General features: G+C 55.9%; 20 protein-coding genes. 8 read left to right on the top strand and 12 right to left on the bottom strand.

Annotation, left to right across the window (positions count from 1 at the left end; genetic code table 11):
• Positions 1-365: 365 nt before the first annotated feature.
• The gene (locus JUK32_RS09290) at positions 366-689 is read left to right on the top strand and encodes a hypothetical protein (RefSeq protein WP_204138580.1); all 324 of its coding nucleotides are present in this window, start codon (positions 366-368) and stop codon (positions 687-689) included.
• A gap of 126 nt (positions 690-815) precedes the next feature.
• On the opposite strand, the gene JUK32_RS09285 is transcribed toward JUK32_RS09290, so the two are convergent.
• Positions 816-1,034, bottom strand: a complete 219-nt coding sequence (locus JUK32_RS09285; protein ID WP_204138579.1) for a hypothetical protein — start codon at positions 1,032-1,034, stop codon at positions 816-818.
• Between the two features lie 27 nt (positions 1,035-1,061).
• On the opposite strand from JUK32_RS09285, the gene JUK32_RS09280 reads away from it, so the two are divergent.
• Complete coding sequence (locus JUK32_RS09280) at positions 1,062-1,715, top strand: phosphoribosyltransferase (RefSeq protein WP_204138578.1); 654 nt, start codon at positions 1,062-1,064, stop codon at positions 1,713-1,715.
• Positions 1,716-1,745: 30 nt separating this feature from the next.
• On the opposite strand, the gene JUK32_RS09275 is transcribed toward JUK32_RS09280, so the two are convergent.
• Both JUK32_RS09275 and psbQ read right to left on the bottom strand, forming a co-directional pair.
• Positions 1,746-2,873, bottom strand: a complete 1,128-nt coding sequence (locus JUK32_RS09275; protein WP_204138577.1) for an FAD-binding oxidoreductase — start codon at positions 2,871-2,873, stop codon at positions 1,746-1,748.
• A 6-nt stretch (positions 2,874-2,879) separates the two neighbouring features.
• A complete protein-coding gene (gene psbQ / locus JUK32_RS09270) occupies positions 2,880-3,347 on the bottom strand; it encodes a photosystem II protein PsbQ (protein ID WP_204138576.1) in 468 nt (155 codons plus the stop codon).
• A gap of 180 nt (positions 3,348-3,527) precedes the next feature.
• Here psbQ and JUK32_RS09265 point away from each other — a divergent pair, with 180 nt between their 5' ends.
• Positions 3,528-4,307, top strand: a complete 780-nt coding sequence (locus JUK32_RS09265) for a photosystem II S4 domain protein (RefSeq protein ID WP_204138575.1) — start codon at positions 3,528-3,530, stop codon at positions 4,305-4,307.
• Between the two features lie 37 nt (positions 4,308-4,344).
• Here JUK32_RS09265 and JUK32_RS09260 read toward each other — a convergent pair whose 3' ends face one another.
• Positions 4,345-5,295, bottom strand: coding sequence for a 1-acyl-sn-glycerol-3-phosphate acyltransferase (locus tag JUK32_RS09260; protein WP_204138574.1), 951 nt, complete (start codon positions 5,293-5,295; stop codon positions 4,345-4,347).
• A gap of 139 nt (positions 5,296-5,434) precedes the next feature.
• Positions 5,435-6,409 (bottom strand): hydroxymethylbilane synthase, encoded by a 975-nt coding sequence (gene hemC / locus JUK32_RS09255; protein ID WP_204138573.1) that lies wholly within the window; start codon positions 6,407-6,409, stop codon positions 5,435-5,437.
• 140 nt (positions 6,410-6,549) lie between these two features.
• Between hemC and JUK32_RS09250 the strand changes: the two genes are divergently transcribed.
• Positions 6,550-7,866, top strand: coding sequence for a lipopolysaccharide assembly protein LapB (locus JUK32_RS09250; RefSeq protein WP_204138572.1), 1,317 nt, complete (start codon positions 6,550-6,552; stop codon positions 7,864-7,866).
• Positions 7,867-8,030: 164 nt separating this feature from the next.
• Here JUK32_RS09250 and JUK32_RS09245 read toward each other — a convergent pair whose 3' ends face one another.
• The 3 genes from JUK32_RS09245 to JUK32_RS09235 all read right to left on the bottom strand — a co-directional run bounded on the left by JUK32_RS09245 (position 8,031) and on the right by JUK32_RS09235 (position 12,609).
• Positions 8,031-11,216, bottom strand: coding sequence for a diguanylate cyclase (locus JUK32_RS09245; protein WP_204138571.1), 3,186 nt, complete (start codon positions 11,214-11,216; stop codon positions 8,031-8,033).
• Positions 11,217-11,770: 554 nt separating this feature from the next.
• A complete protein-coding gene (locus JUK32_RS09240) occupies positions 11,771-12,361 on the bottom strand; it encodes a hypothetical protein (RefSeq protein ID WP_204138570.1) in 591 nt (196 codons plus the stop codon).
• A gap of 92 nt (positions 12,362-12,453) precedes the next feature.
• On the bottom strand, positions 12,454-12,609 hold the full coding sequence (locus JUK32_RS09235) for a hypothetical protein (RefSeq protein ID WP_204138569.1): 156 nt from the start codon (positions 12,607-12,609) through the stop codon (positions 12,454-12,456).
• Between the two features lie 432 nt (positions 12,610-13,041).
• Between JUK32_RS09235 and alaS the strand changes: the two genes are divergently transcribed.
• Positions 13,042-15,681, top strand: a complete 2,640-nt coding sequence (alaS, locus tag JUK32_RS09230; protein WP_204138568.1) for an alanine--tRNA ligase — start codon at positions 13,042-13,044, stop codon at positions 15,679-15,681.
• 170 nt (positions 15,682-15,851) lie between these two features.
• Here the strand turns inward: alaS and lepB are convergent, their stop codons facing one another.
• Together lepB and JUK32_RS09220 are read right to left on the bottom strand one after the other, a co-directional pair.
• On the bottom strand, positions 15,852-16,937 hold the full coding sequence (lepB, locus tag JUK32_RS09225) for a signal peptidase I (RefSeq protein WP_204138567.1): 1,086 nt from the start codon (positions 16,935-16,937) through the stop codon (positions 15,852-15,854).
• Positions 16,938-17,163: 226 nt separating this feature from the next.
• Entirely contained in the window at positions 17,164-17,985 is an 822-nt protein-coding gene (locus JUK32_RS09220; RefSeq protein ID WP_204138566.1) for a PolC-type DNA polymerase III, read from the bottom strand.
• A 333-nt stretch (positions 17,986-18,318) separates the two neighbouring features.
• Here JUK32_RS09220 and codB point away from each other — a divergent pair, with 333 nt between their 5' ends.
• Together codB and murF are read left to right on the top strand one after the other, a co-directional pair.
• Complete coding sequence (codB, locus tag JUK32_RS09215; protein ID WP_204138565.1) at positions 18,319-19,608, top strand: cytosine permease; 1,290 nt, start codon at positions 18,319-18,321, stop codon at positions 19,606-19,608.
• Between the two features lie 128 nt (positions 19,609-19,736).
• On the top strand, positions 19,737-21,119 hold the full coding sequence (gene murF, locus JUK32_RS09210) for a UDP-N-acetylmuramoyl-tripeptide--D-alanyl-D-alanine ligase (RefSeq protein ID WP_239112485.1): 1,383 nt from the start codon (positions 19,737-19,739) through the stop codon (positions 21,117-21,119).
• Here the strand turns inward: murF and JUK32_RS09205 are convergent.
• Complete coding sequence (locus JUK32_RS09205; RefSeq protein ID WP_204138564.1) at positions 21,116-21,565, bottom strand: hypothetical protein; 450 nt, start codon at positions 21,563-21,565, stop codon at positions 21,116-21,118. The two genes, murF and JUK32_RS09205, sit on opposite strands and share 4 nt — an antisense overlap.
• A 353-nt stretch (positions 21,566-21,918) precedes the next feature.
• On the opposite strand from JUK32_RS09205, the gene JUK32_RS09200 reads away from it, so the two are divergent.
• Positions 21,919-22,404: a M67 family metallopeptidase gene (locus JUK32_RS09200; RefSeq protein WP_204138563.1), complete on the top strand. Its 486-nt coding sequence runs from the start codon at positions 21,919-21,921 to the stop codon at positions 22,402-22,404.
• 51 nt (positions 22,405-22,455) lie between these two features.
• Here JUK32_RS09200 and JUK32_RS09195 read toward each other — a convergent pair whose 3' ends face one another.
• Positions 22,456-23,013: a late competence development ComFB family protein gene (locus JUK32_RS09195; protein ID WP_204138562.1), complete on the bottom strand. Its 558-nt coding sequence runs from the start codon at positions 23,011-23,013 to the stop codon at positions 22,456-22,458.
• Positions 23,014-23,988 lie beyond the last annotated feature (975 nt).

The following is a 23,988-nucleotide window of genomic DNA, read 5'->3' as shown; positions in this document are numbered from 1 at the left end:
CCCTGTGATCAAGATATTGCGCTGCATGAAGCAACTTGCAGCAGTGACGTGATCAGATTACAGAGGATTCTCCGTAGGAGTACCCAGGTTTCTCCGTATTTTTCAGCCGATATTGGCAACAGGGTGCGAGGTATGGAGCCTGAACCAGGGCTGGTACACTCTCTTCGGAATCAGAAGAATTGACAACTTTTGACAGATTTGCCAATCATTTCGGATATATCTAGAGCAGGTTTCGGTTTGAGTGACCAACTCTATAAATTACTCAACAAGTAGTCACCATCCTTGGATTTTGGGCATGGCAAAGACTGCTGCTCTTCACACGAGGTTCTCACATGCGCGCGCTTATTACAATGCAGTTTTTAGCTGTGGCTGCTTGCGTAGCAACCCTATCAGTTGCGTCTTCAGCCCAAGCCAATGATAGTCCTGAAAAAACAAACGTCGCCAATAGTTTATTGCCCTTGGAAGTCCGCAGTGTCGAGGCACAAAACGACAACACACTGTTGGGCTCGGTGGAAAATCGCATCAATAATCCTGAGACGGCGCAAGATAGCTCTGAGGCGACGGATGTTCTGGGAGCGGGACTGGTTGATGATTTTGTCAACGAAAATGGTGACATTAATCTACCTCTAGGACTCACCGTTTTTGATGCCATGGGCACAACGTCGATTGGGGTTGGCGGCAGTTTTTAAACATTAGTGAATGAATATTCTGCGGTGATGAAATGTCTGTCGTCGCTGTAGAAAAACATGGTTTTGGTTTATCACAAGCTCAGCCGTGACCTTGAGATCAATAAACGGTGTTTGCAACTGTTTAGATCAGGGGCTGAGAACGCTAAAAACAGATATCAAGGTGAGCGATCGCCCCGTTGCACCGGCCATAAAGTTTTGCCCATGACTGGCCATTTGGGATTTGCCGGAGTTGTCACGGTCTTCCTGCTGTGGTGTACTTGAACCATCAATCAAGGTGACGCTGCCCGTCATGGTGCGGTCATTTGGTACAACAAGTCTGCGCGCAGCCAGCTTGTTGAGCGCCATGGGTGCGGCAACGTCATAGGCATTCGGATGAATTTATCAAGACTCTACGATCGCACCCAAGCTGGGCAGCGACTGGCTGATCAGTTAGTGGCTCAAACCTTTTCGATGCCGGGTTGGGTGATTGCTTTGCCGCGCGGGGGCGTTCCCGTCGGTGCAGAAATTGCCCGACGCTTGCACTGGCCACTGGATATTTGGCTGGTGCGCAAGCTGGGGGTGCCGGATCAACCTGAGTTGGCGATGGGGGCGATCGCTGCGCCGAATACCCAGATCCTGAATCAGGCGTTGATTCAGCGATTGGAAATTTCATCGGCGCAAATTCAAGCCACTGTGCAGGCGGAGTTGCAAGAATTACAGCGTCGCGACAAGTGCTATCGGGGGGGGCGATCGCTGCCTCCGATTCAGGGTAAACCGGTCATTGTGGTAGACGATGGTGTGGCGACTGGGGCAACCTTTCAGGCGGCGATCGCCGCGATTAAAACCTTTCAACCCCTCAGTATTACTGCCGTTGCGCCTGTCGTGGCCCCTAGCAGTTGGCGAACCATCAGTACCAAGGTAGATGCGAGTTTTTGTCTGATGGCTCCCCCCGCCCTGGGGTCGATTAGCCAATGGTACGAACACTTTGAGGCGGTTGATGACGCTACCGTGAGCCAATATTTAGCCAGCTATCGAAACGTTGAATGATTCAGGGATGATGACGCTGAATCAAGCATTTTATGCTCCTTGGCGACGGGGGGGGATTGGGCTATCGCTGTCTAAACATGTTTGCAGCAATTCTTGAACCTTGAGTGCCGTTGCTGGTGCCAGCAGCACCCCGTTGCGATAATGGCCAGTTGCGAGGATGCCGTTACGAATGCCCTCAATGGGTTGAATCACCGGGGCCGCCTGCCCTTGAGGACGCGGACGCAGACCATACCAGGTCGAGAGAATTTGTCCCGATTTCAGGGCTGGGCAGTAGGCCAAGGCGGCTTGCCAGACGGCATCGAGGGCAGCCTGTTGCGGCAGGGGCGATCGCTCCCCCTCCGGCGGAAATTCCACCGTGGCCGCGACGCCGTAGACGCGATCGCCCATCGGCACCAAATGCACATCATCACCGTTGATCACGGGCTGAAAGGACGCATCTCCAAGGACTTCCGGCATTTGCACCCGTAAGCCCTGGCCCAGCACCGGCATGAGTGGCAGTGCGTGACCCAGCCTATCGGCCAACCGTTCGCTGCCCAGGCCAGCGGTGATGATGACCCCATCGGCGGGGTACGTGTGGATGGCTGTTTGGACTGACCGTAGGCGATCGCCCTCCCGTTCAAAACCGACCACCGCCGCGTCCGTCTGTAACTCCACCCCCTGCTGCTGGGCAGCGGTAATGAGGGATTGGGTGAGGGCGGTTGGGGCAATCTGTAAATCTTGGGGCGAATAAATGCCCGCCGCTACTTGGTCAACTATCAGGTGGGGGCAGGCGGCGGCGACTTGGGCGGGTGACCAAATTTCCAGTTGCCACCCCTGGCGCTGGCGAATTTCCTGTAGCGACTGCCAGCGCGGCAGTTTTTCAGCATCAAAACACAGGCTGAGAATGCCTTGGGCATTGTTGGGCACGAGTTGCCCCAACGCGGCGAGTTCGGCTAAGAGCGTGGGGTAGCGGCGCAGGCTGGTTTCTCGTAAGCGCCAGTTGCGACCTTTGACCTTGTGGCTAATGACGCCCATGGCAATGCCGAGGGCGGCTCCGGTCGCGCCCTCGGCAGGGGTGTGCTGTTCCAGCACGGTGATGGTGTGCGGCGTCGTGCGGCTCAGCTCGTAGGCGATCGCCGCCCCCACAACGCCACACCCAATGATGACAAGTCGGGCCATCAGCGCTTACACCGAGAGATCGGGAATCAACTCGACAAAGGCATTGAAGTCATCCAGCACCTCGCGGTACTGTTTGCCCGCTTCGATCTGGTTGTATTCCTCGGCGGCGGCATCGAGCTTTTCTAAATGGGTGCCAATCTCTTCCGCATAGTATTTGGCCTGCTTCTCATCCTGAGGCAACAGCCGCACGGCGACCCGCTCCAGACCCACCCGCAGTTCGCCCATGGGGCCATGAATGAAGGCACTAATATCGACCCAATTTTTATTCTGAATATAGTCCTCTAACTCGGGGAAGCGATCGCGCAGGTCGGTGACGCGGGGGGCGAAAATCTCTAATTGAGCGATCTGCTCGCTAGAGTAAGTCGTGGGCTGCGCCACGTCTGCGCCACCACAACCCACGAGACAGGTTGCGACAACCGCGAGTACCACACTGAGAATGGGGCGTAATCGAAACCACTTGATCTTGCTAAACATAGTCCTGGTGCGTTCTGCGTAAACCTGCGTGAGGTATTGATGCTCACACCTCATATATTAGAGGGTCATTTCCGTCGGGATATCTACCCTCTAGCGATAGACCTGTCCGGTTTCCCCTCACTGTCGAACGGATAGGTTCGTGTTTCAATGGAAGACAGCAGGGATGGAACGAATGATCGCATGTTGCCCAAAGCAGACCTTCTCAAGTCAGTCGAAAATCCGGCAGCGGTGACGCGGGCGCTAGACCTGGCCGAACAGGCTATCCGCACCTGGGAAATTGTCTTTACCGATTTTCTCTCCCCCCCGGAATTGGCGGAATGTCAGGACATCTTTCAACGCCTGACGGAAGTCCATTTGCGCGCTGGGGGCGGGTATCCCCAAGCGGAACGCCAGCGGGCGGCGATCGCTCGCACCGATCTGCCCCTGGAAGCAATCGATCTGCCTTTGGTGCTGCTGGATATTGCTGGCAACTTTTTATTTGATACCGCGACCCATCGTGACTTTTTGGGGTCGCTGCTGGGCGCTGGCATTGTGCGAGAAAAAGTCGGCGACATCATCGTTCTGGGAGAACGGGGAGCGCAGGCGATCGTGGCCCCGGAACTGGTCGAGTTTCTGGAAATGAATCTGACTCAGGTGCGATCGGTGCCGGTAAAGACACGACAAGTTGATTGGAGTGAGCTGCGCGTTCGCCAACCGAAGAAAAAAGAAATGACCACCGTGGAAGCTTCCCTACGTTTAGATGCGGTGGCTTCCGCCGGATTTGGCATGTCGCGCAGCAAAATGGTGGACCTCATCAACACGGGTGACGTGCGCATCAACTGGAAATCGGGTAAGCAGGCGAGCCAAACCGTCAAGGCTGGCGACCTCGTCTCGATTCGGGGCAAAGGTCGGCTCGAAATCGGCGATATTGCCATCACCAAAAAGGAACGTTACCGCATTCAGCTAACGCGCTACGTGTAGTCGCATCCCGATTGCCGGGTGAGTGCTGAAGGGGGATTCACCAAAACAAATGGTTCAGCCAATTTTGCAAGGGTTTTGCACCTGCGGGTTCTTGGTAGTCGCGGTCTAAGAGTTGCCACATGGCGGCTTCGAGCTGGCCCAGGGCATCGTCAATGGCCGCTCGTTTTGGGCGAGCGTGCTGGCCAAAGATCAGGGGGTCACCAAAGCGGAGGGTCAATTGTTTGCGAAAAAAGAGGGTTTGGGTGCCCGCGATCGCCACGGGCACAATCGGCACTCCCGACCGCAGGGCATAGATTACCGTGCCCCGTTTCAGCGGTACATGCAACTGGCCTTCCTGCTCGCCTAATCGGCCTTCGGGAAACAGCATCAGGCCATCGCCCCGCTGCAAGATGGCCTGTACAGCCTGGTCGATCTGCCGCATTTGTTTGATCGATCGGCCGTTAGGTACGTCGCTTTGAATGGCGGCGGCGAGTTCTTTAAGGTCGGGGCGATCGCTCTCGGCCTGTTGCATGACGGCCACCTCCTCTTTCCACCAGCGTTCCAGGGGAATCACGCCCCCGGACTGGCCGACCACCCAGCGTTTCCACCGCTGGTTATACAGGGTGCGCGCATCCCCCAAGATGTAGTAATAGGGGTGGGCGGGCACCGCCGCCAAAATCAAAAACGGATCGAGGTGGCTGAGATGGTTGGCCACCAGCACCACTGGCCCTTGGGGCATCTTCTCTGGCGACTCGACCTTGACGCGAAACAATAGACGGATGAAGCGTTTGAGCAACCAATGACGAAAGCGCCCGCTCACCCGTGGATCAGCTTGATCCTGAGCCACCGCCGCAATTTGCGTGAGGGCGGTTTGCGTGTGCCGCTGCACCTGCGGACTGCGAGCCGCCGCCAGCCCTTCGCGCACTCGCTGTAAAACCTCAGGGGTCAACTCCACCGATTCAGTGTCGGTGGTCGGCGAGTCTGCCTCAGGTGAGTTGGGGCGCGTCATCAATTAAGTCCAAAAACGTTGAACCATCGGCATGATCTCGTCCGTACTGGCCCGACGAACTAGAGACAAAAAAAATCTGGGCAAGCATGCGATCGCAAAATCATGACAGTCGCGAGCCCTGCTGAGTCGCTCGACTCGCCTATCGGCTTTCGGCGTTGATGGCATCCAAAATGGCTTGAGCGCCTTGCCCACGAACGGTTTTAGCCAGCGAGGTGCCCATAGCTTCCGCTTCGTTAGAGGCCCCTTGAATCTGTTCCTTAATCACAGTTTGCCCGTCGAGGCTGGCGACTAAGCCCGTTAGGGTTAGGGTCTCGCCATCTAACACAGTGTTGACGCCGATCGGTACCTGACAGCCGCCTTCTAGCTCGCGCAAAAAGGCGCGTTCGGCCAAACAGCGATAGGCTGTCTCGCTGTGCTCCAAGGTTTTGATGACGGTGAGAATGTCGGTATCGCCCTCGCGGCACTCGATGCCCAAGGCCCCTTGCCCGACGGCATGGAGAGAAATGTCAGAGGGAATGTTTTGGTGAATGCGATCGCCCATCCCCAACCGTTCCAGTCCGGCCACAGCGAGAATGATAGCGTCGTACTGGCCTTCATCCAGCTTGCGCAGGCGCGTGTTGAGGTTGCCGCGAATGTCTTTGAAGGTGAGGTGGGGAAAATGATGCCGCAATTGGGCCAGACGGCGCAGTGACGAAGTGCCGACGACAGCCCCCTCGGGCAGGGTGTCGAGTTGTTTGTCTTGATGCTGTTCGTGGACGACCAGGGCATCGGCGGGGTCTTCCCGCTCGGTAATGCAGCCGAGCATCAACCCCTCAGGTAGCCGAGTGGGCAAGTCTTTGAGGGAATGCACGGCAAAATCAATGTTGCCCTGCACCATGCCATCTTCCAGCTCTTGGGTAAACAGGCCCTTGTCCCCAATTTTCGACAGGGAGACATCCAAGACCTTGTCGCCCTGAGTATCCATGGTGGTGACTTCAAAGGTCAGGTCAGGAAACTGCTTTTTCAGCTCATCGCGCACCCAATAGGTTTGCACCAGGGCTAATTGACTCTTGCGAGACCCAATGCGGATGGTGCGGGTCGGAGTGGCGGTAGGCGTTGGAACCGTAGAAGTCATGGAAACTTATGGGCTTGCTAAAGTCGTCTAGGGATTGATATTGCGCAGAAAAACTGCAAGATCTTAAGACTACCGCAATTGTTTCCCCTTGCTGGTTTGATAAAGGGGACTGTAAACGAACGTGAAGCTGCTCCCCGATAATGGCAAACACCCTTTCTCAATCTTGGCGTCGCTGGCTGGTGGCGATCGCCCTCGCGGCCACCAGTTGGGCAGGCCCCCTGCGACTAGCGGAGGCCCAGCTCGCCCCCAGCCTAGTGGAGCAATTTCTCTCGGATCCAGAATTTGCGGAGCCGCGTGATCCGCTGCTGCCCGAATTTGCGGTTGAACGTCCCCTGAGTCCGCTCGAAAGGCGCGTGCTGGCCGCCGAACTTGATGAACTGGCGCTCGAAACCGAAGCCCGTTATCTGGAGGAGGGGGCGACCGAGGAAGTGTTTATCGATTGGATGCGGGAAGTGCGACTGCGGCGCATCTTGGGGGTTGAAGCAGAACTGGCGGCGATGCAGCGGGTGGGGTTGCGGCTGTGGGAAAACTCGCGGGCTGATGAGGTGCAGTTGCTGAGTCTGCGACTGCGAGAAATCCAGGCCGAATTGCTGGCTCAACAATCCCCAAATGTGGAATTAGTGGAAGAATTAGTGGCGGCTTTTGAGGTGCTGCGAGATGTGGATGCGGCGGTCATCGTTTACGAAATTTTGCTGGAGCGGGCGGTGCAAGCAGGCGATCGCGAAGAACAACAGCGCCTCCTCGAAAATCTGGCCAGCCTGCGCGAAAGCTGGTTCCGGTTTGCCCCCGCCGCCGCCACGTATGAAGCTCTGCTCGATTTTGCCGATGCCGATGATTTGCTAGAAATCGAGTATTTGCAGGGGGTGATTCGCAATTTTCAAGATTTGGACGAGTTGGCAACGGCGATTGAGTATCAACGCCGCCTCGCAGGTAAATACGAAGACACCCTACAGCCCCAATTTATCCCGGCTCTGACGTTAGCGATCGCCCGCAACTTTCGTGACCTTGATCGCTTGACCGAAGCCCAAAACTATTATTCCGTCACCTATTCTGGGGCACTAGCCCAAGTCCAAACGGATGTGGCGAGTGATGCCCTGCAAGATTTGGCGGCCCTGTATTTGGCCGACGACCAACCCGAAGACGTGCGCTACCTCTACGAGCAGCGCCTGGCAGTCGAGCGGCTGTCTTTTAACGGGTATGGGTTGATGCAGACCTTTGATAATTTAGGCCAGCTGTACGAGGCGCAAAATTTACCGGATAGCGCGATCGCGGCTTACCAGGAAGCATTGATTATTGCCGAGCGGTTGCACCATCGCGAGGTCTATTTCAAGCTGCGGTTGCAAACCCTGTTGCTAGAGCAGGGCCGCCTCGATGTCTCGCCATTAATCAATCACCTGGCTAGTCCTGTAGAGCCCCTGCAAGATCCCAACCTCTGGGTCGGCAATCGTCGCTTTTAACATTACGGACACAGCCTTGCTGGTGGTTATGGGTCATTACAATGGCAGCGATCGCGACTTAGGGAATTGCGCTTAAATGACACCCCCAACATTACAACGCTTTCTGTAGGGGTTAGGCATTGCCAAACCCCTACAATCGGGGACGTTATTTTTAAGCAGCTTCCTTAGCTCCGGGCGACGACCACCTGGTTACGGCCACTGGCCTTAGCGCAATAGAGCGCGGCATCGGCGGCTTGCACTAGGGCCGATGCCGTCGCCCCATGCTGGGGAAAGCTAGCGACCCCAAGGGAGGCGGTCAGGGTAGGCAAAGGTTGGCCGTTGTAGGTTAGCTCAAGTCCGGCGATCGCCCTGAGAATGGCTTCTGCCTTCAGCTGAGACTGCGCTAGAGGTGATTCGGGCAAAATCAGGGTCATTTCTTCGCCGCCGTAGCGGCAGGCGATATCAGCCCCGCGCACGTTCTCTTTTAGCAATGCGCCAACGGCTTGCAGCACATGGTCTCCGGCGGTGTGACCATAGGTATCGTTGAACTGCTTGAAGTGATCGATATCGAGCATGATCACGCCAATAGCCTGGTCATAACGCTGGGCCTGAGCGATCGCCTGGGTGAGCGAGGCTTCAAGGTAGCGGCGATTATATAGCCCAGTTAACGGGTCGCGGATGCTTTGCTGCTGGAGGGTTTCGCGCAGTTGTAGGTTGGCGATCGCGAGGCTCACTTGCTCGGCCACCGTGCGCGCTAGCTGCTGCTTGCCCTCAGGGAGTGCCTCCGGCCCGTTGACCGTGATATAAAACAGCCCCAGGGTCTCGCCCTGAGCAATCATCGGGATACAGAGGGTGGCCGTATCTTGGCTGGGGATGGGGTGACCACGCAGAGGGAGCACCTCTGGTTTGCCCCGATAGTCCTTTCCCCGACACAAGACCTCATAATCTTCGATGGGCCATGTCGTGACCGATGGCGGTTGGGTGCCCCAAGTAGCGACGACCTGCGCCTGAGTAGCGGCTGGGTCAACGCTAAACAGGCTGCCCGAGCACCCCGGAAAGAGGGGTTGCAACAGGCTCGGTAGCGTCTCGTAAATGTCTGTAAGCGTGAGACAGGCTTGGAGAAAATCACTCATTTTCCCCAGCGACTCCATTTCCTGGTAGCGCTGGTTAAGCTCGACGATGCGGTTTTCGAGCTGCTGCTTCGCTTGCGTTAACGCGGCTTCGGCCTGTTTGCGATCGCTAATATCGCGCCCTTCGGGAATGAGTAGCACCACCTGCCCAGTCTCATCCCGAATTGGGCTTAAAGAAAAGTCGATTGTAGCTACGCGCCCTTCAGCCCCCAGCACATCGACTTCATAGCGCACAAACTGCCCGGCTGCCGCCTGGGCGATCGCCTCTTTGAGCTGGGCCTGGGTCGCGGGCGAAATTGTCCACCAGCGGGCCTCCCAAAACGGTCGATTGATCACCTCTTGGCGGGTTAAGCCGCCAAAGTTTAGGGCGGTTTGATTGGCTTCCAGCAGCATGCCCTCGGGGGTGAGCAGGCCGATAAACTGAAAGGTGGTGTTGAAAATGGCTCGAAAGCGGCGATCGCTTTCAACTAAGGCTTGCTCAGCCTGCTTACGATCGGTAATATCTGTGATCGTGCCCATGACTTTGACCACCTCGCCCTGGTCATTGACCACTGCCTCGCCCCGGCTAATCACATAGCAAATCGACTGATCGGGACGGATGATGCCATGTTCAACGGTGTAGGGCGTGCCCTGGGCGATCGCTGTTTCCACCGCCGCCCGAACCATGGGCCGATCTGCTGGGGAAATGAGCGCCAAAATATCGGGATAGCGGGGCAAATCTGCGGTGGGTTCTCTCCCCATAATGTGGGATTGTTCGGCTGACCAGGTGAAAACCCCAGTGACCACGTCAAACTCCCAGCTGCCGACTCGGGCGATGCGCTGGGCTTCGGTTAGGGCCGCTGTTTTCTCGGCCACCTGCTGTTCCAGGTGTTGGGCATAGTGCTGCTGAAACTGGGCCGCCTGCCTCAGCTCTAGCGCCATTTGACGAAAGGCTGTGGTCAACACTTCTACTTCAGCAATGGGAGCCGGGGGCAACGTTGTCGCCAGGTCGCCCGCCGCAACGCCCTGGGCCGCCTGGGTGAGGCGAGAGAGCGATCGCGCGATGCGCCGCGCGGTCCAAATGCCCAGGCCGATCGCCCCCACCAAAGCCACCCCACACAACACGATGGTGCGGCGCACATTGGCATAGATCGCCCCCATAAAGTCAGACTGGGGCACCACGGTGACAATCAGCCAATCTAAGCCATAGCCATCCTGGTAAGGGGTAATGCGGAGAAAATAGGGTTGGCATGGGTTCTGCCGACACTCCAGGCTCTCGGCTTGAGTCCCATCCCTAATTGCTATCTCTAGATTTTGGGCCGAACGAATCGTGTCCAAGTCACCCACCTGCGTCGTGATGGCCTGAGACGTCGCCCTGATGATGGGGTTGGCGCTGGTCGCCATCGACAACCGATGAAACGTGATCTCCCCTGGAGTGAAAATCGGTGGCGTACCCGTCGCTACATGCGGTGCCGTGTGTGAGCTGGTAAAGGGCAGTTCGCCGGTGGAGTTGGCAATCAACAGCCCATTGCGCTCCACGATAAAAACCTGGCCAGATGGGCTGACCGAGTGCTCTGCGAGAAAGTCATTCAGCCGATCTAGCGATAAGTTAACCCCAAACGCGCCTGCAAACCGCTGCGATGGGTCATAGAAAGGGGTATAGCCATTGATAGTCAGCCTATTTGTAGCGCCGATCTGGTGGGGCTCGATCCAGCCGGGTTGGCCCGTTTCCGCCGCTTGCCGGAACCAAGGGAGATCGCGTACATCGATATCCTCAAGGGTTCCCGCGTACCGCCCTAACTGCCCGGCTTCATTGATGGTGTAAAGATTTAATCGACTGGAATCGACGGCATCCGAACGTCCAGCCTCGTAGGGTAACTCGGTGGGTTTAACATCGCTCAGGCCGTTAGCGCTGATCCGGTGAATGACCCGAAACTCCCCCTCAGGAGTGCCAACTATAATGCTGGTGACTGCGGGCAACTGCAGATGTTGCAGGATCATGTACCGATGTAGCTGCTCTAAGCCTTGCAGGCTGACGACTCCCGACTCTAGCGCCGCGATATTGGCCCGGTTGATCTGGTGAGCCGATTGTAGGTAGCCATTGAGATCACTAGTAATGCGATCGCTGGATTCCGCCATCAATTGGTAGGCCAGCTCATTGACGGCATTTTTGCCACTGCGGTAAGAGAGATAGCCCACCACCCCCACAATGCCCAACACCTGAATCACAAACGGCACAGTGAGCACTAGACGCAGCGGCAAACCAGGCCCTCTCGGGCGGGGCACCATTTTTTTTGACCTGGGTTGAAACCGACGAACGTAGGACTTCACAGGCGTCTAGAGACTTCACTCCACAACGTTCTTTAAGCTGTCATTCCATAGTATTTATTTTCTTGATTTATTATCCCCAGCAGGGGATGAGAATATATGAATATTCAAGGTCGAGAATGCGACGAATCTAGCACCTCGCAATGGCTGCGCTTCCCCAGTCATTGCCTCGACTAAACTGTTCTGTCGTGTGAGCGATGGCCAAGTCGCCCGCATCAGTAGCGGGAAATGGCAAACTTTCCAGCGTCGCTGCACTGGAGCATAGCCCCCCAGCACTTCACCCAGTTGCCATCTTCCGAGTCTCGTCAAGTCATGTTTCGTCATCAGCTGTCGCAATTCGGTAGCGTCTTCCTGCATGGCGATCTAGCATACTACTCATGGTGCCATACTCTCACTTCAGCCTTGAGCGTATCGAGAGAGTTGCGAAACTGAAACTTGACTCAGTTTTCAGGCCAAACTGAATTTATATGATTAGCCAGCAGGCGGTATCAGGCTTCGGCGTCGAGTTTCGCCAGGGCATAGCGGGCGATCGCCAAACTCAGTTTTGCCTGCTCCATTTCCGACAACTCGTCCCAATCAACGGCTCGAATTGACTGCACGGCAGCTTCGATGCTGTCAGCTTTACCGCTGCGCATCGCCATCGCCATGGGTCGGGCGACCACTTGTAAGTCATCCACCGCGACATTAGTCACCACCGCTTGAGCTGCTGTCACGAGTTGGTCCATCAGCGTCTGACCGTTTTGGGCCACGGCTTGCACCTGCGTCGTTAACTGCGCCAGCAGTGCCTGGGGCATCCGGTCACCAAACTTTTGGGCCAACGTGGTCAGCAGGCTGTCGTCAGATGACGCCCACAGAGCGGTCGCCAAGGCCGAAACTTTTGACCATTGCGAGGCGATTTCGAGCTCGTCACCGAGTTCATCGGCCACAGTTTGTTCAAGTTGATCAAAATACTGAGTCGCCGCTGGGCTGTAGGGATGCCAGGGCATCGTCGAGGCCGAGTCTAAAACTGAGTGCAGCAGGTCGAGTTGGGCTTGCTGTTCGGCGTGGTTGGGAATGGCAGGGTTCGTGGACTCACTCATGGGTATGCTCTCAAAATAGGGGATGCACCGATATCGGCTACAGGGGTGCGATGGTGGTCAAAATAGCCAATCATTGAATTGGCTGAAATTAGCTACAAATGCGCTGTCAGCGGTTCCGCATAAAACAAAATAAAGTCGCCGTTAAAGAAAACGTTAGTCTGCACTACAGATTTATCGCGGGCGACTGACTGCGAATCCTGAGGTGACTGTCGGAGCGCGATCGCTCGCAGGCCCATCACTGTGCTCATGTTGGCTCGGCTGTGGGGTCACTTTACCAAATCCTGTTTCTTTGCACAGATGGGCTCACCCCTCAGTCCAGACTGTCCGTAATTCTTGATTTGGCGAGGTGATCAATCCGACTGAGTGATCGGTGGCTGCGGAACGTTGTGGCGGTGCAATCACTGTGCAATGTTCAGATTGCCGCCAGGCGGTGGGCCAACACCGGTAAGGCGATTACAGTTTTCAACATGGCAAGGGGCACCGAATGTTTTGCCCGTTGCGTTTCTCACTGAGTCAACCGATGGGGCGTGAAGTCAACGGCTGGGCCGAGAACCAAGTGAGTGCCGGGGCTGCTCTGAGTTCCCCAAGTTTGTTTGGCTTTGCTGACCAGATGGGCTAACATCCCTCACAATAGATAAACAGTTGTCAAATTTGCTTGCGCTCAGATTGCCCATCGTCCTATGCCTACATCTCAGTCTCAGTCAGTGGTGACCCGCGGAGCGGATATTCGCAAAACTTTTCTAGAGTTTTACGCTGAGCGGCAGCACAAGATTTTGCCAAGTGCGTCCTTGGTGCCCGAAGACCCGACGGTGCTGTTGACGATCGCCGGCATGTTGCAATTCAAACCGATCTTTTTGGGACAGCGACAGGCGGCGGTCGATCGCGCCACCACCTCGCAGAAATGCATTCGCACCAACGACATTGAGAACGTGGGGCGAACAGCGCGGCACCACACGTTTTTCGAAATGCTGGGCAACTTTAGCTTTGGTGACTATTTCAAAGAGCAGGCGATCGCCTGGGCCTGGGAACTCTCCACCGAAGTCTTTCAACTGCCCGCAGAGCGGCTAGTGGTGAGCGTCTTTCGGGAAGATGACGAAGCGTTTGCCATCTGGCGCGACCAAGTTGGCGTACCGCCTCACCGCATCCTGCGCATGGACGAGGAAGATAACTTTTGGACCTCTGGCCCCACCGGCCCCTGCGGCCCCTGCTCGGAAATCTACTACGACTTCCATCCTGAACTGGGCGATCAGCACATTGACCTGGAAGATGACTCGCGGTTCATCGAGTTCTACAACCTGGTCTTTATGCAGTACAACCGCGATGCCGAGGGCAACCTGACGCCACTGCAAAAGCAAAACATTGACACCGGGCTGGGGCTGGAACGCATGGCCCAGATTCTGCAACAGAAGCCTAACAACTACGAAACTGACCTGATCTTTCCCATCATTGAAACGGCGGCCAAAATTCCTGGCTTAGATTACGCCCAATGCGACGAGCCAACGCAGGTTTCTCTGAAGGTGATTGGCGACCACGTGCGGGCTGTTGTGCACATGATTGCGGACGGCATCGCGGCGTCTAACGTCGGACGGGGCTACATTTTACGGCGACTGATTCGGCGGGTGGTGCGTCACGGGCGGCTGATTGGGATTGAAGGGGCTTTTGTGAATCAAGTCGCGGAGACCGCGATCGCCCTTTCGGAATCCGTGTATCCCAATGTGCGCGAGCGCGAAACGGCGATTAAAGGCGAACTGGAGCGCGAAGAAGCGCGTTTTTTGGAAACCCTGGAACGGGGCGAAAAGCTGCTGGCGGAGATTCTCGCGAAGCACCCGCAGCAAATCTCTGGCGCGGATGCCTTTGTGCTGTACGACACCTACGGCTTTCCGCTGGAGCTGACCCAGGAAATTGCTGAAGAGCAAGGGCTGACGGTGGATGCTGCCGGGTTTGAAACTGAGATGGAGCAGCAGCGTCAGCGCTCCAAAGACGCCCACGAAACCATTGACCTGACGGCGCAGGGCAGCCTAGATGTTCTGGCGGAGCACGTCCATTCCACCTCATTTTTGGGCTATACCGACCCGGTGAGCACCAGTAAGGTCGAGGCGATTTTGGTGGAGGGGATTTCCCAGTCGGCGGCGGCAGCGGGCACGGCAGTGCAGATTGTGATGGATCAGACGCCGTTCTATGCGGAGTCCGGCGGGCAGATTGGCGATCGCGGCTACCTCTCTGGCGACAATGCGGTGATCCGCGTGGAGGATGTGCAGAAAGAGAGCGACTTTTTCCTTCACCTGGGGCGGGTCGAGCGGGGCACGGTGCAGGTTGGCGACCACGTCACGGCGCAGATTGACCGCGCTTGTCGGCGGCGGGCCATGGCGAACCACACCGCGACTCACCTCTTGCAAGCTGCGCTGAGAAAGATTGTGGACGACAACATTTCCCAGGCCGGTTCGCTGGTGGCGTTTGACCGGATGCGGTTTGACTTCAATTGTCCGCGAGCGCTGACGCCTGAGGAGGTGCAGCAGGTCGAAGAGCAGGTCAACACCTGGATTGCCGAAGGCCATGGCGCGACGGTGGCAGAGATGCCCATTGAGGAAGCGAAGAAGCGGGGGGCGATCGCCATGTTTGGCGAGAAGTACGGGGCGGAAGTGCGGGTGATCGATTTCCCCGGCGTGTCGATGGAGCTATGTGGCGGCACCCACGTCAGCAACACGGCAGAGATCGGGCTGTTCAAGATTATTTCGGAAACCGGTGTGGCATCGGGGATTCGCCGGATTGAAGGCGTCGCCGGGCCGGCGGTGTTGGACTACCTGAACGTGCGTGATGCCGTGGTGCGCGACCTGTCCGAACGCTTCAAAGTAAAGCCGGAGGAAGTGCCCGATCGCATCACCAGCCTGCAAGCGGAACTCAAGTCTGCTCAAAAAGAACGGGAGGCGCTGAAGTCCGAACTGGCTGTTGTCAAGTCGGATCAGTTGGTGAACGACGCTGAAGCGATCGGTGACCTGAAAGTGCTCGTGGCGGAAATGCCGGGCGTGGCTCCCGATGCCCTCAAGACAGCGGCGGAACGATTGCAGCAAAAGCTGGGCGAAGGCGCAGTTGTGCTCGGCTCCGTGCCGGAGGAAGGCAAAGTGAGTCTGGTCGCGGCCTTTAGCCCGCAAGTGATGGAGCAAAAGTTGCAGGCGGGCAAGTTCATTGGCGCGATCGCCAAACTCTGCGGTGGCGGCGGCGGGGGACGGCCCAACCTGGCCCAAGCGGGCGGACGGGATGCAGCCAAACTTCCAGAAGCGCTGGCAACCGCAAAGCAGCAGTTACTCGATGCTCTGGGCTGAAAAGACAGCTCAGGGACTTGCGCGTTAATAAGAGCCCCATAGCCCGAGTTTCGACTTCGCTCAACTCTCGATGCTGGTAGGTTGAGCGAAGTCGAAACCGGAATGACCGGGTGTTTTATTGGGTTGCAGATTCCTCAGCGCTTTTTCCGTCAGCCCTTGCCCCCTTGGCTTCACGGCCTGGAACGGCCACCGGGCAGCGGTTGAATGCGGTCTGGGGGCCAGTAAATTTTGTAGCCCCGCCCCAATATCTGCTCGGCGGGTAGATACCCCCACACATGGGAGTCGCCGCTTTCATTGCGATTGTCGCCCAGCACGAAATATTGATTGGGCGGCACGGTCGCTGGCCCCCATTCATAAGCGGCGGGCGATCGCACATAATCTTCTGACAGGGCAACTTCATTGATCAAAACTTGCCCGCCCGTGACGGCTACCGTTTCACTTGGTTTGCCAATAATCCGCTTGACAAATAAATTCTCTTGACTGGCGGGTGGCAGCATTGCCCGTAGCGCCTCTGGCGGTTCAAAGACCACAATGTCGCCTCTTTGGGGGATATACCTGGGGCTCGGTCGCACAAATAAGCGATCGCCCACTTGCAGCGTCGGCAGCATCGACTCGCTGGGCACAATGCTTTGGATGAAATTCTGGTCGATCCAGTTGGGGGTGTTGCCAAGGACTAATCGAGTAATAAATAGCCCCAAAATGAGCAGCGCGATCGCGGTAGAGGTGCGTCGAGATTGCCCTGGAAAGTTGCGATAGACGTGATAGCAGCTAAAAGCCCAAATTGCGGGGGGAATGGGGGCCAGCAGCGGCTGCTGGTTGGCCAGCCAAGCGGTGAGCAGCCCTGCCAAGAGCCACAGTCCGCCAGGGATAGCCTGCTGGATATACAGATGTCCTAAGCCCGGCAACACCTGGGATAAGAACACGGCGTACCAAACATCTTTTCGCCCCTGCGGCACCGTGATGCGCTGACCATAATTTGCTTGGGTGCCGCGATAGGCATCCAAAATGCTGAAGCTATACAGCACGACTAACCAGCCCGCCGCCCAAAAACCGTGGACGGTGTTGCCGTGAGCGCCAAAAATTGACCAGATGCAGTAAATTATCGACGCGATCGCGATCGCCACTAAGCTCCCGCCCTTCCACCAATAGCGACTGTATAACTGCCCGAAGCCAGGAAAAATTAGGGCATAGTTCACTGCTAGCCAGGGATCGGGCGCGGTAGGGTGACGACTGGTCGAAAAAGACGGGTTAGCCATAGGCAATGCAATCTAGTGAGCCTAGTAAATCTCATAGTTAATGAGTATTACAGGTCGGTGCGGCCTGCTGGCGATTTTCGCAATGTACTGAGATGCCTGGTTCGTGAGCGGTGTGTCGCAGCAGCGAAGGGGACGGTTCCCTGGGGGATCACTCGACATAGTAGAGAACCGTTCGAGGGAACCGTCCCCTTGATTAATAGAGTGCTCGGTGGAGTGCGATCGCGCCTTACACCTGGATGGAAAGTTGCTCGCCAGAGCGCTCTTGGGCGATCCGCTCCACATCCCCTCGGCGGTAAAGGGGGCGATTTTTGCGTTTAGAAAAACGGCTCTCAATGCTGGCCTCAGTCAACAGTTGCTGGGCGGTTTTTGCCGGTAAAGCGAGAATGGTCGCCGCATCCTTGAGGCGAATCCACTGTCGCCCAAACCGCTGTAGCAGGGACGCTTCATCCTCTGATTGAATTTGCTGCAACAGCAGCTCGGCCAGTAGCCAGCAGGCCCGAGTATCGGCCCCCGCCCGGTGAGAAGTCCCCACCTCAAACCCGAAATGCTGCACCAAATTGGGCAGACTGCGGGACGGCAAATCGGCCAGCAATAGCCGCGACAATAAGACGGTACACAGTTGCTCGGGTACCGGCCGCTTAAAGGCGTAGTCCAGCTGTCGATATTCCGCTTGTAAAAAGCGATAGTCAAATTCCAAGTTGTGAGCGGTGAGCACGCCAGTTTCGAAGCGATCGAGACAGTCGGGCCACACCTCTTCGGGAAACACGCCCTGAGACACCATCGTTTGGCTAATCCCGGTGATGCGGGTAATCATCGCGGGTACTCGCACCCCAGGATTAATCAAGTGGGTTTCCTGATGCAAAATGCCATCGGCGAGGCTGGCTTGCAAGACGGATACCTCGATTACGCGGGCTCCCCGATAGGGCAAAGACCCCGTCGTTTCCACATCGACCACGGTTAACAGCGACTGACTCACCCGCCGATAAAAGGCGAGTAAGTCTTGGGAGCGGAGGGCCGATTGCCCTTGAGATTTTTGAAATTTTGCCATGCTACGCGCGATCGCCTTATCTCCTCACAATACAGGGGGATTCCCCTTTCCGGGCCATCACTTTTGCTGACCGCGACACCGCTAAACTGCCAGCATCATGATCCTAGTCTGTCCCCAGTGCAGGGTGTGGTTGCGTCGCGATCACGTTGCAACGGATACACCTAAGCCTGGCCCGGTCTTTTAGAATGCCACCCAATGTTGCCTGGATTATCTGTGGCTGCACGCTGCAAAGTAGTAGTGGTCACCACCCTGTAAAAATGCTGGGTTTCAAAGTAATCCTGAGCACTTGCGATCGCTCGATTCTAAAGCTGTTGTCTATCTTTGGTGTTCCCCATGACCAGTGTGCTCGAAACGCCTCCCACCGCCAGTAAATCGGAAGATTACCCCTTGAGTCCGGTGCCCGAATCAGCCCGCAAATCCATGATCTCGCTAGCCCCGATTTTGGTCGGCTTTACCTTATACTCTGGCACCTTATTTGCGGGTGGACTGGTTGGCCCCTCTTTTCAGTTTTGGCCCGATCTCGTGGGCATTATCCTGCTCGGCAACCTGATCTTGGGCCTGTATGCGGCCTTTTTGGGCTTCATCGCCGGAGAAACCGGACTCACCACCGTGTTGATGGCGCGCTTTAGCTTTGGTAGCGTCGGGTCGCGCTGGGTCGATTTTATTCTGGGTTTTACGCAAATTGGCTGGTATGCCTGGGGTTCAGCCCTCATGGCGCAGCTGCTTAACAATCTGGCGGGCGTGCCCGAATCGTGGAACTGGTTCATCATTTTGTTTTTCACCTACGGGTTTTGTTCCACCGCGTACTTTGGTTACAAAGCGATGGATTGGCTCAGCCGCATCGCCGTCCCCGCCATGTTGATCCTGATGGTGTGGAGTTTGTCCATTGCGGCGGGTGATGTGGGCGGTTTTGCCGGCTTACAAGGAACTGAACTAGGCGATCCCCTACCGTTGAGCGCGGCCATCACGATTATTGTCGGCACCTTTGTGTCGGGGGGCACCCAGTCCACCAACTGGAGCCGCTTTGCCAAGTCGGGCAAGGCTGGATTTATCGCGACGCTGATTGCCTTCTTTTTAGGGAATGGCTTTTTGATCTTTAGCGGGGCTTTTTGCGCCAAGGTTTATGGCGAGCCCGATATTGTGCAGGTGATGGCTACGCAGGGTCTGTTGATTTGGGGCCTGATCTTGTTCTTTTTCAACATGTGGACGACCCAAGACAACACGATTTACGCCTTCTCGATCGCGGGTTCCAACATGTTTCGCACTAACAAGCGGACGTTGCTGGTGCTAGGCGGGGCAACCTTTGCGCTGGTGCTGGCGTGGGGCGGCATTTACGAAATGCTGGTGCAATATTTAATTTTGCTGGGCACGTTCATTCCCCCCATTGGCGGCATCATCATGGCTGATTATTGGATTAACCGACGCGGCCAATTTCCGGCGGTTACTGAACCGCAACCGGCATTTAACTGGGCGGGCATCATTGCGTATGTGGCGTCGTCGGCGATCGCTTACTTCACCAATCAGATCGGCTGGGGCATCGTGCCCATCAATGGCATCCTCTCCGCCCTGGTGATTTACACGGCCCTGACTCAAGTCATGCCCACCACCCAGTCGCAGTCATAGGGGCATAGTCCGAGGGCGATGTTCTGAAAAGTAGGAGTCCTGTGGGAGAATTCTGGCAGCACTGCTGGCTCGTAGTGGCATGAAAATTCTCGCCGCCACCAGTCTTGATCCTTGTGGAGTACGACGTTTTGGCTTTTCAGATCGCTTTGTCAGACCTGGTGGCGGTGACTGGCGGCACGCTGGTCGATAACGCCGGGGAACTGGCGCTGTCCGCGAAGTTTGGCATCTCGACGGATACGCGCCAGATTAGCCCCCAAGATTGGTTTCTAGCGCTGACGGGCGATCGCTTTAACGGTCACACCTTTGTGGCTCAAGCGATCGCCCAGGGGGCGGCGGGGGTGATGGTGCAGGAGCCCGTCGAGGGGCAGCCGCGACTCCAGGTGGCCGATACCCTAGCGGCGTATCAAGCGATCGCCCGCTGGTGGCGACGGCAATTAGCGACCCCGCTCGTTGCCGTGACCGGCTCCGTCGGCAAAACGACGACCAAGGAATTGATCGCGGCGGCGCTACAAACTCAAGGCCCAGTACTTAAAACCCAAGCCAACTACAACAACGAAATTGGGGTTCCCAAGACGCTGCTCGCACTCACCCCTGAGCATCGCTATGGCGTCATTGAGATGGGGATGCGCGGGACCGGACAAATTGACCAGCTGACGCAAATTGCCGAACCGGACGTGGCCGTAATTACCAATGTGGGAACCGCGCACATTGAGCTGCTGGGGTCGGAGCAGGCGATCGCCGATGCCAAATGCGAACTATTCGGTGGCCTCTCACCCGATGGCATTGCCGTGCTGAATTATGACAATGTGCGCTTGATGCAAACTGCGGGGCTGGCCTGGTCTGGTCAGCAGATTACCTATGGTTTGACTGGCGGCGACGTGCAGGGCAAGTTGCTGAACTCCCATGAGATTCAGGTCAATGGCGTGACGCTGCCTTTGCCCTTGCCCGGTCAACACAATGCGGTGAATTTTCTGGCCGCGATCGCGGTGATGCAAGCTTTTGACCTCGATTGGCAAGTCCTCCAGTCGGGCTTGCCAGTTACGCTACCCAGTGGCCGCGCCCAGCGTATCGTCCTGCCCAACGATATCGAATTGCTCGATGAAACCTACAACGCTGGGGCGGAATCGATGCAGGCGGCGCTGCATTTGCTCAAGCAAACCCCAGGTCAGCGCCACATTGCTGTGCTCGGCACCATGAAAGAACTCGGCGACCATTCCGTCCGGCTGCACGAGCAAGTGGGTAAGTGTGTCGCGCAACTGGAACTGGACGCTTTGCTGACCCTGGCCGACCCTGCAGAAACCCAAGCTTTAGCCCATGGGGCCAGCGGTGTCTCCATGGAAACGTTTGACGCAGCACCGCAGTTAGTTGAACGGCTCAAAGCCATGCTGCAACCAGGCGATCGCGTGTTGTTCAAAGCCTCCCGCGCGATCGCCCTGGATCAGGTGGTCGATGCTGTGACCCAGGCTTTGACACCTCAGGAGGCGTCAGCCGGAGTCACAGAGTCGCCTTAAAAGTCTTGACAACCTCGGACGGAGATGGTGTAAGCCGTGTTGTTTTCACCGCTAACACTCGTGTTGATTAAGAACGGCAGATCGCCAGTCGGTGACACAAACCACCGTGAATACACCTGATTAGGGGTGACATCACCGCCTGAAGAAAACACGGTCGCTTGAGCGCCACTGCTGTACCGAAAATTGATTTCGGCATCATAGCGCGCTTGATTTTCGGGGACAAAGCTGACCTCAAAAAACTGGAGGCCACTGTTCGGGGGCACTGAAAAATCAGTATGAATGTTGCCAGGACCCAAGAAGCCAACCCGAATTTGTTTCCGAATTTGAGTTTGGCCACTGGTGACTTCTTGCAAGTTGACGCAGTTGCTCTGAGCCATCGCTTTGGCGGGCAGCAAAGCGCCTAAGCTGCCCAATAGGGCCAGTCCGACTAAATATACTTTTTTCACAACGATCTCCTGAATGAAATGAGATAAGTGTAAATAACAATACAAGATGGCATCGAATCATCTTGATTTCATAAGATTTACACAAGCATTTTAAAAAGAGATTTCATAGTCCATTTACGGGTGAAATGCGTTTGGGAATGAAGCGTAGTAGCTCTTGACAGCGGGCCAGCGCTCTTTAAGATTTGTGGCGGCAAGCAGCTGCAAGGTTGGCACAGAGACTGTTCTAACCCGGTGACGCTGGACGTTATGAATGAGGCTACCGCTGATCAAGGGGAAGCATCCTTCGGGTCACGGACATGAGCCACGTCAGGTTACGGCACACTAAAGTATGCCAACACAATTTGATGGTTAGCATGACTTTAATTCTTCAGCCAGAGCAGATACAAGTGATGCACACCGAGGCCGCACAGAGCTATCCCGAGGAGTGTTGTGGCTTGTTGTTGGGGGTCTATGATGCTCGTCAAGAGCTCGCGCGGGTCACAGAGGTTTTACCGATCAAGAACACCTGGACGGAAGCAGTTAATCCGTTTGCTGAGGACGATCGCTCTTTGCCTTCCCCCAGTAAACGCAACCGCTTTTGGATCGATCCCCAAATTTTGCTCCACGCGCAACGAGACTGCCGCGATCGCGGTTGGTCGATTGTGGGCATCTACCACTCGCACCCCGATCATCCCGCTGTACCCTCCGAGCGCGATCGGCAACTGGCCTGGTCGGGATATTCCTACCCAATTCTCTCGATTACTGCCGAGGGCGATGTAGCGATGCAGAGTTGGCGATTGAATGGCCACGATCACTTTGAGGTGGAAACGATCCAGGCTGCACCGCTAGACGAAAAATGAGGGCGCTAGGCTAGTCGCCCAACGCCCTCGTGCGCGGTCATCACCATGACCTTATTGAGAGGCTCCTTGCGTTTCCGGGGAAAACTTATGGGCATAGTCTTGCAGCAGGTCGGTGACTTGTCCCAACACGCTTTCGCCAGTAGCCCCTTTGCTCAGCGATCGTCGCTCAGGATAAAAATCGGGCTGATTGAGGCTACGGGAGATCGCTTCCTTCACCTGGTCAGCAATCAATGCCGACAATTCCACCTTGGCATTATTGCGTTGGAAGGAGGCCCCTTCCTCGGTGGTGGCATAGAGTGGTGGCAAGCGATTTAAGGCGTAGGCCGCAATATCCCCTAAATCTAGCGTGGTATCAGAATTGGATTCGATTTCGGCTACGCGGGCGATCGCCTCGGTAAGGACCAACTCTTCCATCACGTTGATGAACTGTTTGCGGGGAACGGCGACGACTTCTCCAGTTAACAAAGCCCCCATCAAGCGATCGAGCGCCATATACTCTTCGATCGACAATTCGGAAGCGGTGTCACAAATTCGCCCAACTTCCGCTTCCATTGCGGGGGTTAAATAGCCATCTTGTAGGGCTTGCTCAACAATTTTTTCAATGCTCATGGATTCTCTAACGCTCCGTTTGCGTCATCAATATTGTTGGGGGAACAGCTAAAACCAGAATCTGCCCATATTTTTCGACCAATCTTCTGGAACGGGCTTATTGTGCCCCATGCTACGGGAAACCTGACACAACGGTTAACTTTCCTCGCATCTCGTAAACCCAGGCCAACCTGCTAGGCTTACCTCAGAGTGCCCAGCTTAGGCCAAAAGTTATCTACAGTTTAAAGCCGTTAAAGCCGTAGCGGTGTAGCTATTATCCGTGTAGAAGGGCGCATGGTGGCGAGTCAACCAGGGTTGCAGCATTACCATCCGAAATCTAAAGAGATACTGAATTTTGCAAGACATTTGTTGATAGCAGGGGGATGTTACCAGCGACTCTTCGGCCACTGCTACGGTTGGGATGGATGGCGGTGGTTGGAATCGAAGCAACCAGATCTCACACCTCGGTCGAGGCGGATAACTGGGCTGGAGACAATCCAGATAAAAAATGAGCCAGCAAGTGGTGGAGGATATAAAGCTCTAGGCCCTACCATTCATGTTCGATCATCTTTAAGTGCTATGCCAATGTCCGCTTTGCCGCAGGAGGGTGCTCTCGTATCTTCCATAACGTAAGGAAAAGTTTGGCAAAGAAGATTACCCGCTCTTTATGCCCCCTGGAGCCCCCAATGCTGGGGACTTGCAGCCTCTGGCTTCCCCAGCATTCTAGTTTGGAAAGGTTTTCTCGGAAACCTTATTTCATCTGACTTTCAGCTTCCTGAAGGGCCTATGGTAATCGCGACTTTCTGCCGACTCCAGTCTGATTGATCGCGTGTCGGGTAGGCTTCTAGCCAACTGCCCCCATCGGTTGGGTAATTACATACTCGATGCACCACGCTGCTTTTCCTCACCCTCAAGCCCTCTCCCGAGGCTGGGCTACTAAGTACACATAAATCCCTCCTGGGCTAGTGACCATCCCTGAAAGATGGCCTCAAATTT

Source organism: Halomicronema sp. CCY15110, from assembly GCF_016888165.1.
GTDB lineage: Bacteria > Cyanobacteriota > Cyanobacteriia > Phormidesmidales > Phormidesmidaceae > Halomicronema.
Note: the sequence above shows the minus strand (reverse complement) of the source record. Positions and strands in the feature narration are given on the sequence as shown.

Bases quoted from the DNA above. Each gene is read 5' to 3' on its own strand.
- JUK32_RS09285 (WP_204138579.1), bottom strand. From the start codon at position 1,034: ATGGCGCTCAACAAGCTGGCTGCGCGCAGACTTGTTGTACCAAATGAC.
- JUK32_RS09280 (WP_204138578.1), top strand. From the start codon at position 1,062: ATGAATTTATCAAGACTCTACGATCGCACCCAAGCTGGGCAGCGACTG.
- JUK32_RS09275 (WP_204138577.1), bottom strand. From the start codon at position 2,873: ATGGCCCGACTTGTCATCATTGGGTGTGGCGTTGTGGGGGCGGCGATC.
- psbQ (WP_204138576.1), bottom strand. From the start codon at position 3,347: ATGTTTAGCAAGATCAAGTGGTTTCGATTACGCCCCATTCTCAGTGTG.
- JUK32_RS09265 (WP_204138575.1), top strand. From the start codon at position 3,528: ATGTTGCCCAAAGCAGACCTTCTCAAGTCAGTCGAAAATCCGGCAGCG.
- JUK32_RS09260 (WP_204138574.1), bottom strand. From the start codon at position 5,295: ATGACGCGCCCCAACTCACCTGAGGCAGACTCGCCGACCACCGACACT.
- hemC (WP_204138573.1), bottom strand. From the start codon at position 6,409: ATGACTTCTACGGTTCCAACGCCTACCGCCACTCCGACCCGCACCATC.
- JUK32_RS09250 (WP_204138572.1), top strand. From the start codon at position 6,550: ATGGCAAACACCCTTTCTCAATCTTGGCGTCGCTGGCTGGTGGCGATC.
- JUK32_RS09240 (WP_204138570.1), bottom strand. From the start codon at position 12,361: ATGAGTGAGTCCACGAACCCTGCCATTCCCAACCACGCCGAACAGCAA.
- JUK32_RS09235 (WP_204138569.1), bottom strand. From the start codon at position 12,609: ATGAGCACAGTGATGGGCCTGCGAGCGATCGCGCTCCGACAGTCACCT.
- alaS (WP_204138568.1), top strand. From the start codon at position 13,042: ATGCCTACATCTCAGTCTCAGTCAGTGGTGACCCGCGGAGCGGATATT.
- lepB (WP_204138567.1), bottom strand. From the start codon at position 16,937: ATGGCTAACCCGTCTTTTTCGACCAGTCGTCACCCTACCGCGCCCGAT.
- JUK32_RS09220 (WP_204138566.1), bottom strand. From the start codon at position 17,985: ATGGCAAAATTTCAAAAATCTCAAGGGCAATCGGCCCTCCGCTCCCAA.
- codB (WP_204138565.1), top strand. From the start codon at position 18,319: ATGACCAGTGTGCTCGAAACGCCTCCCACCGCCAGTAAATCGGAAGAT.
- JUK32_RS09200 (WP_204138563.1), top strand. From the start codon at position 21,919: ATGACTTTAATTCTTCAGCCAGAGCAGATACAAGTGATGCACACCGAG.
- JUK32_RS09195 (WP_204138562.1), bottom strand. From the start codon at position 23,013: ATGAGCATTGAAAAAATTGTTGAGCAAGCCCTACAAGATGGCTATTTA.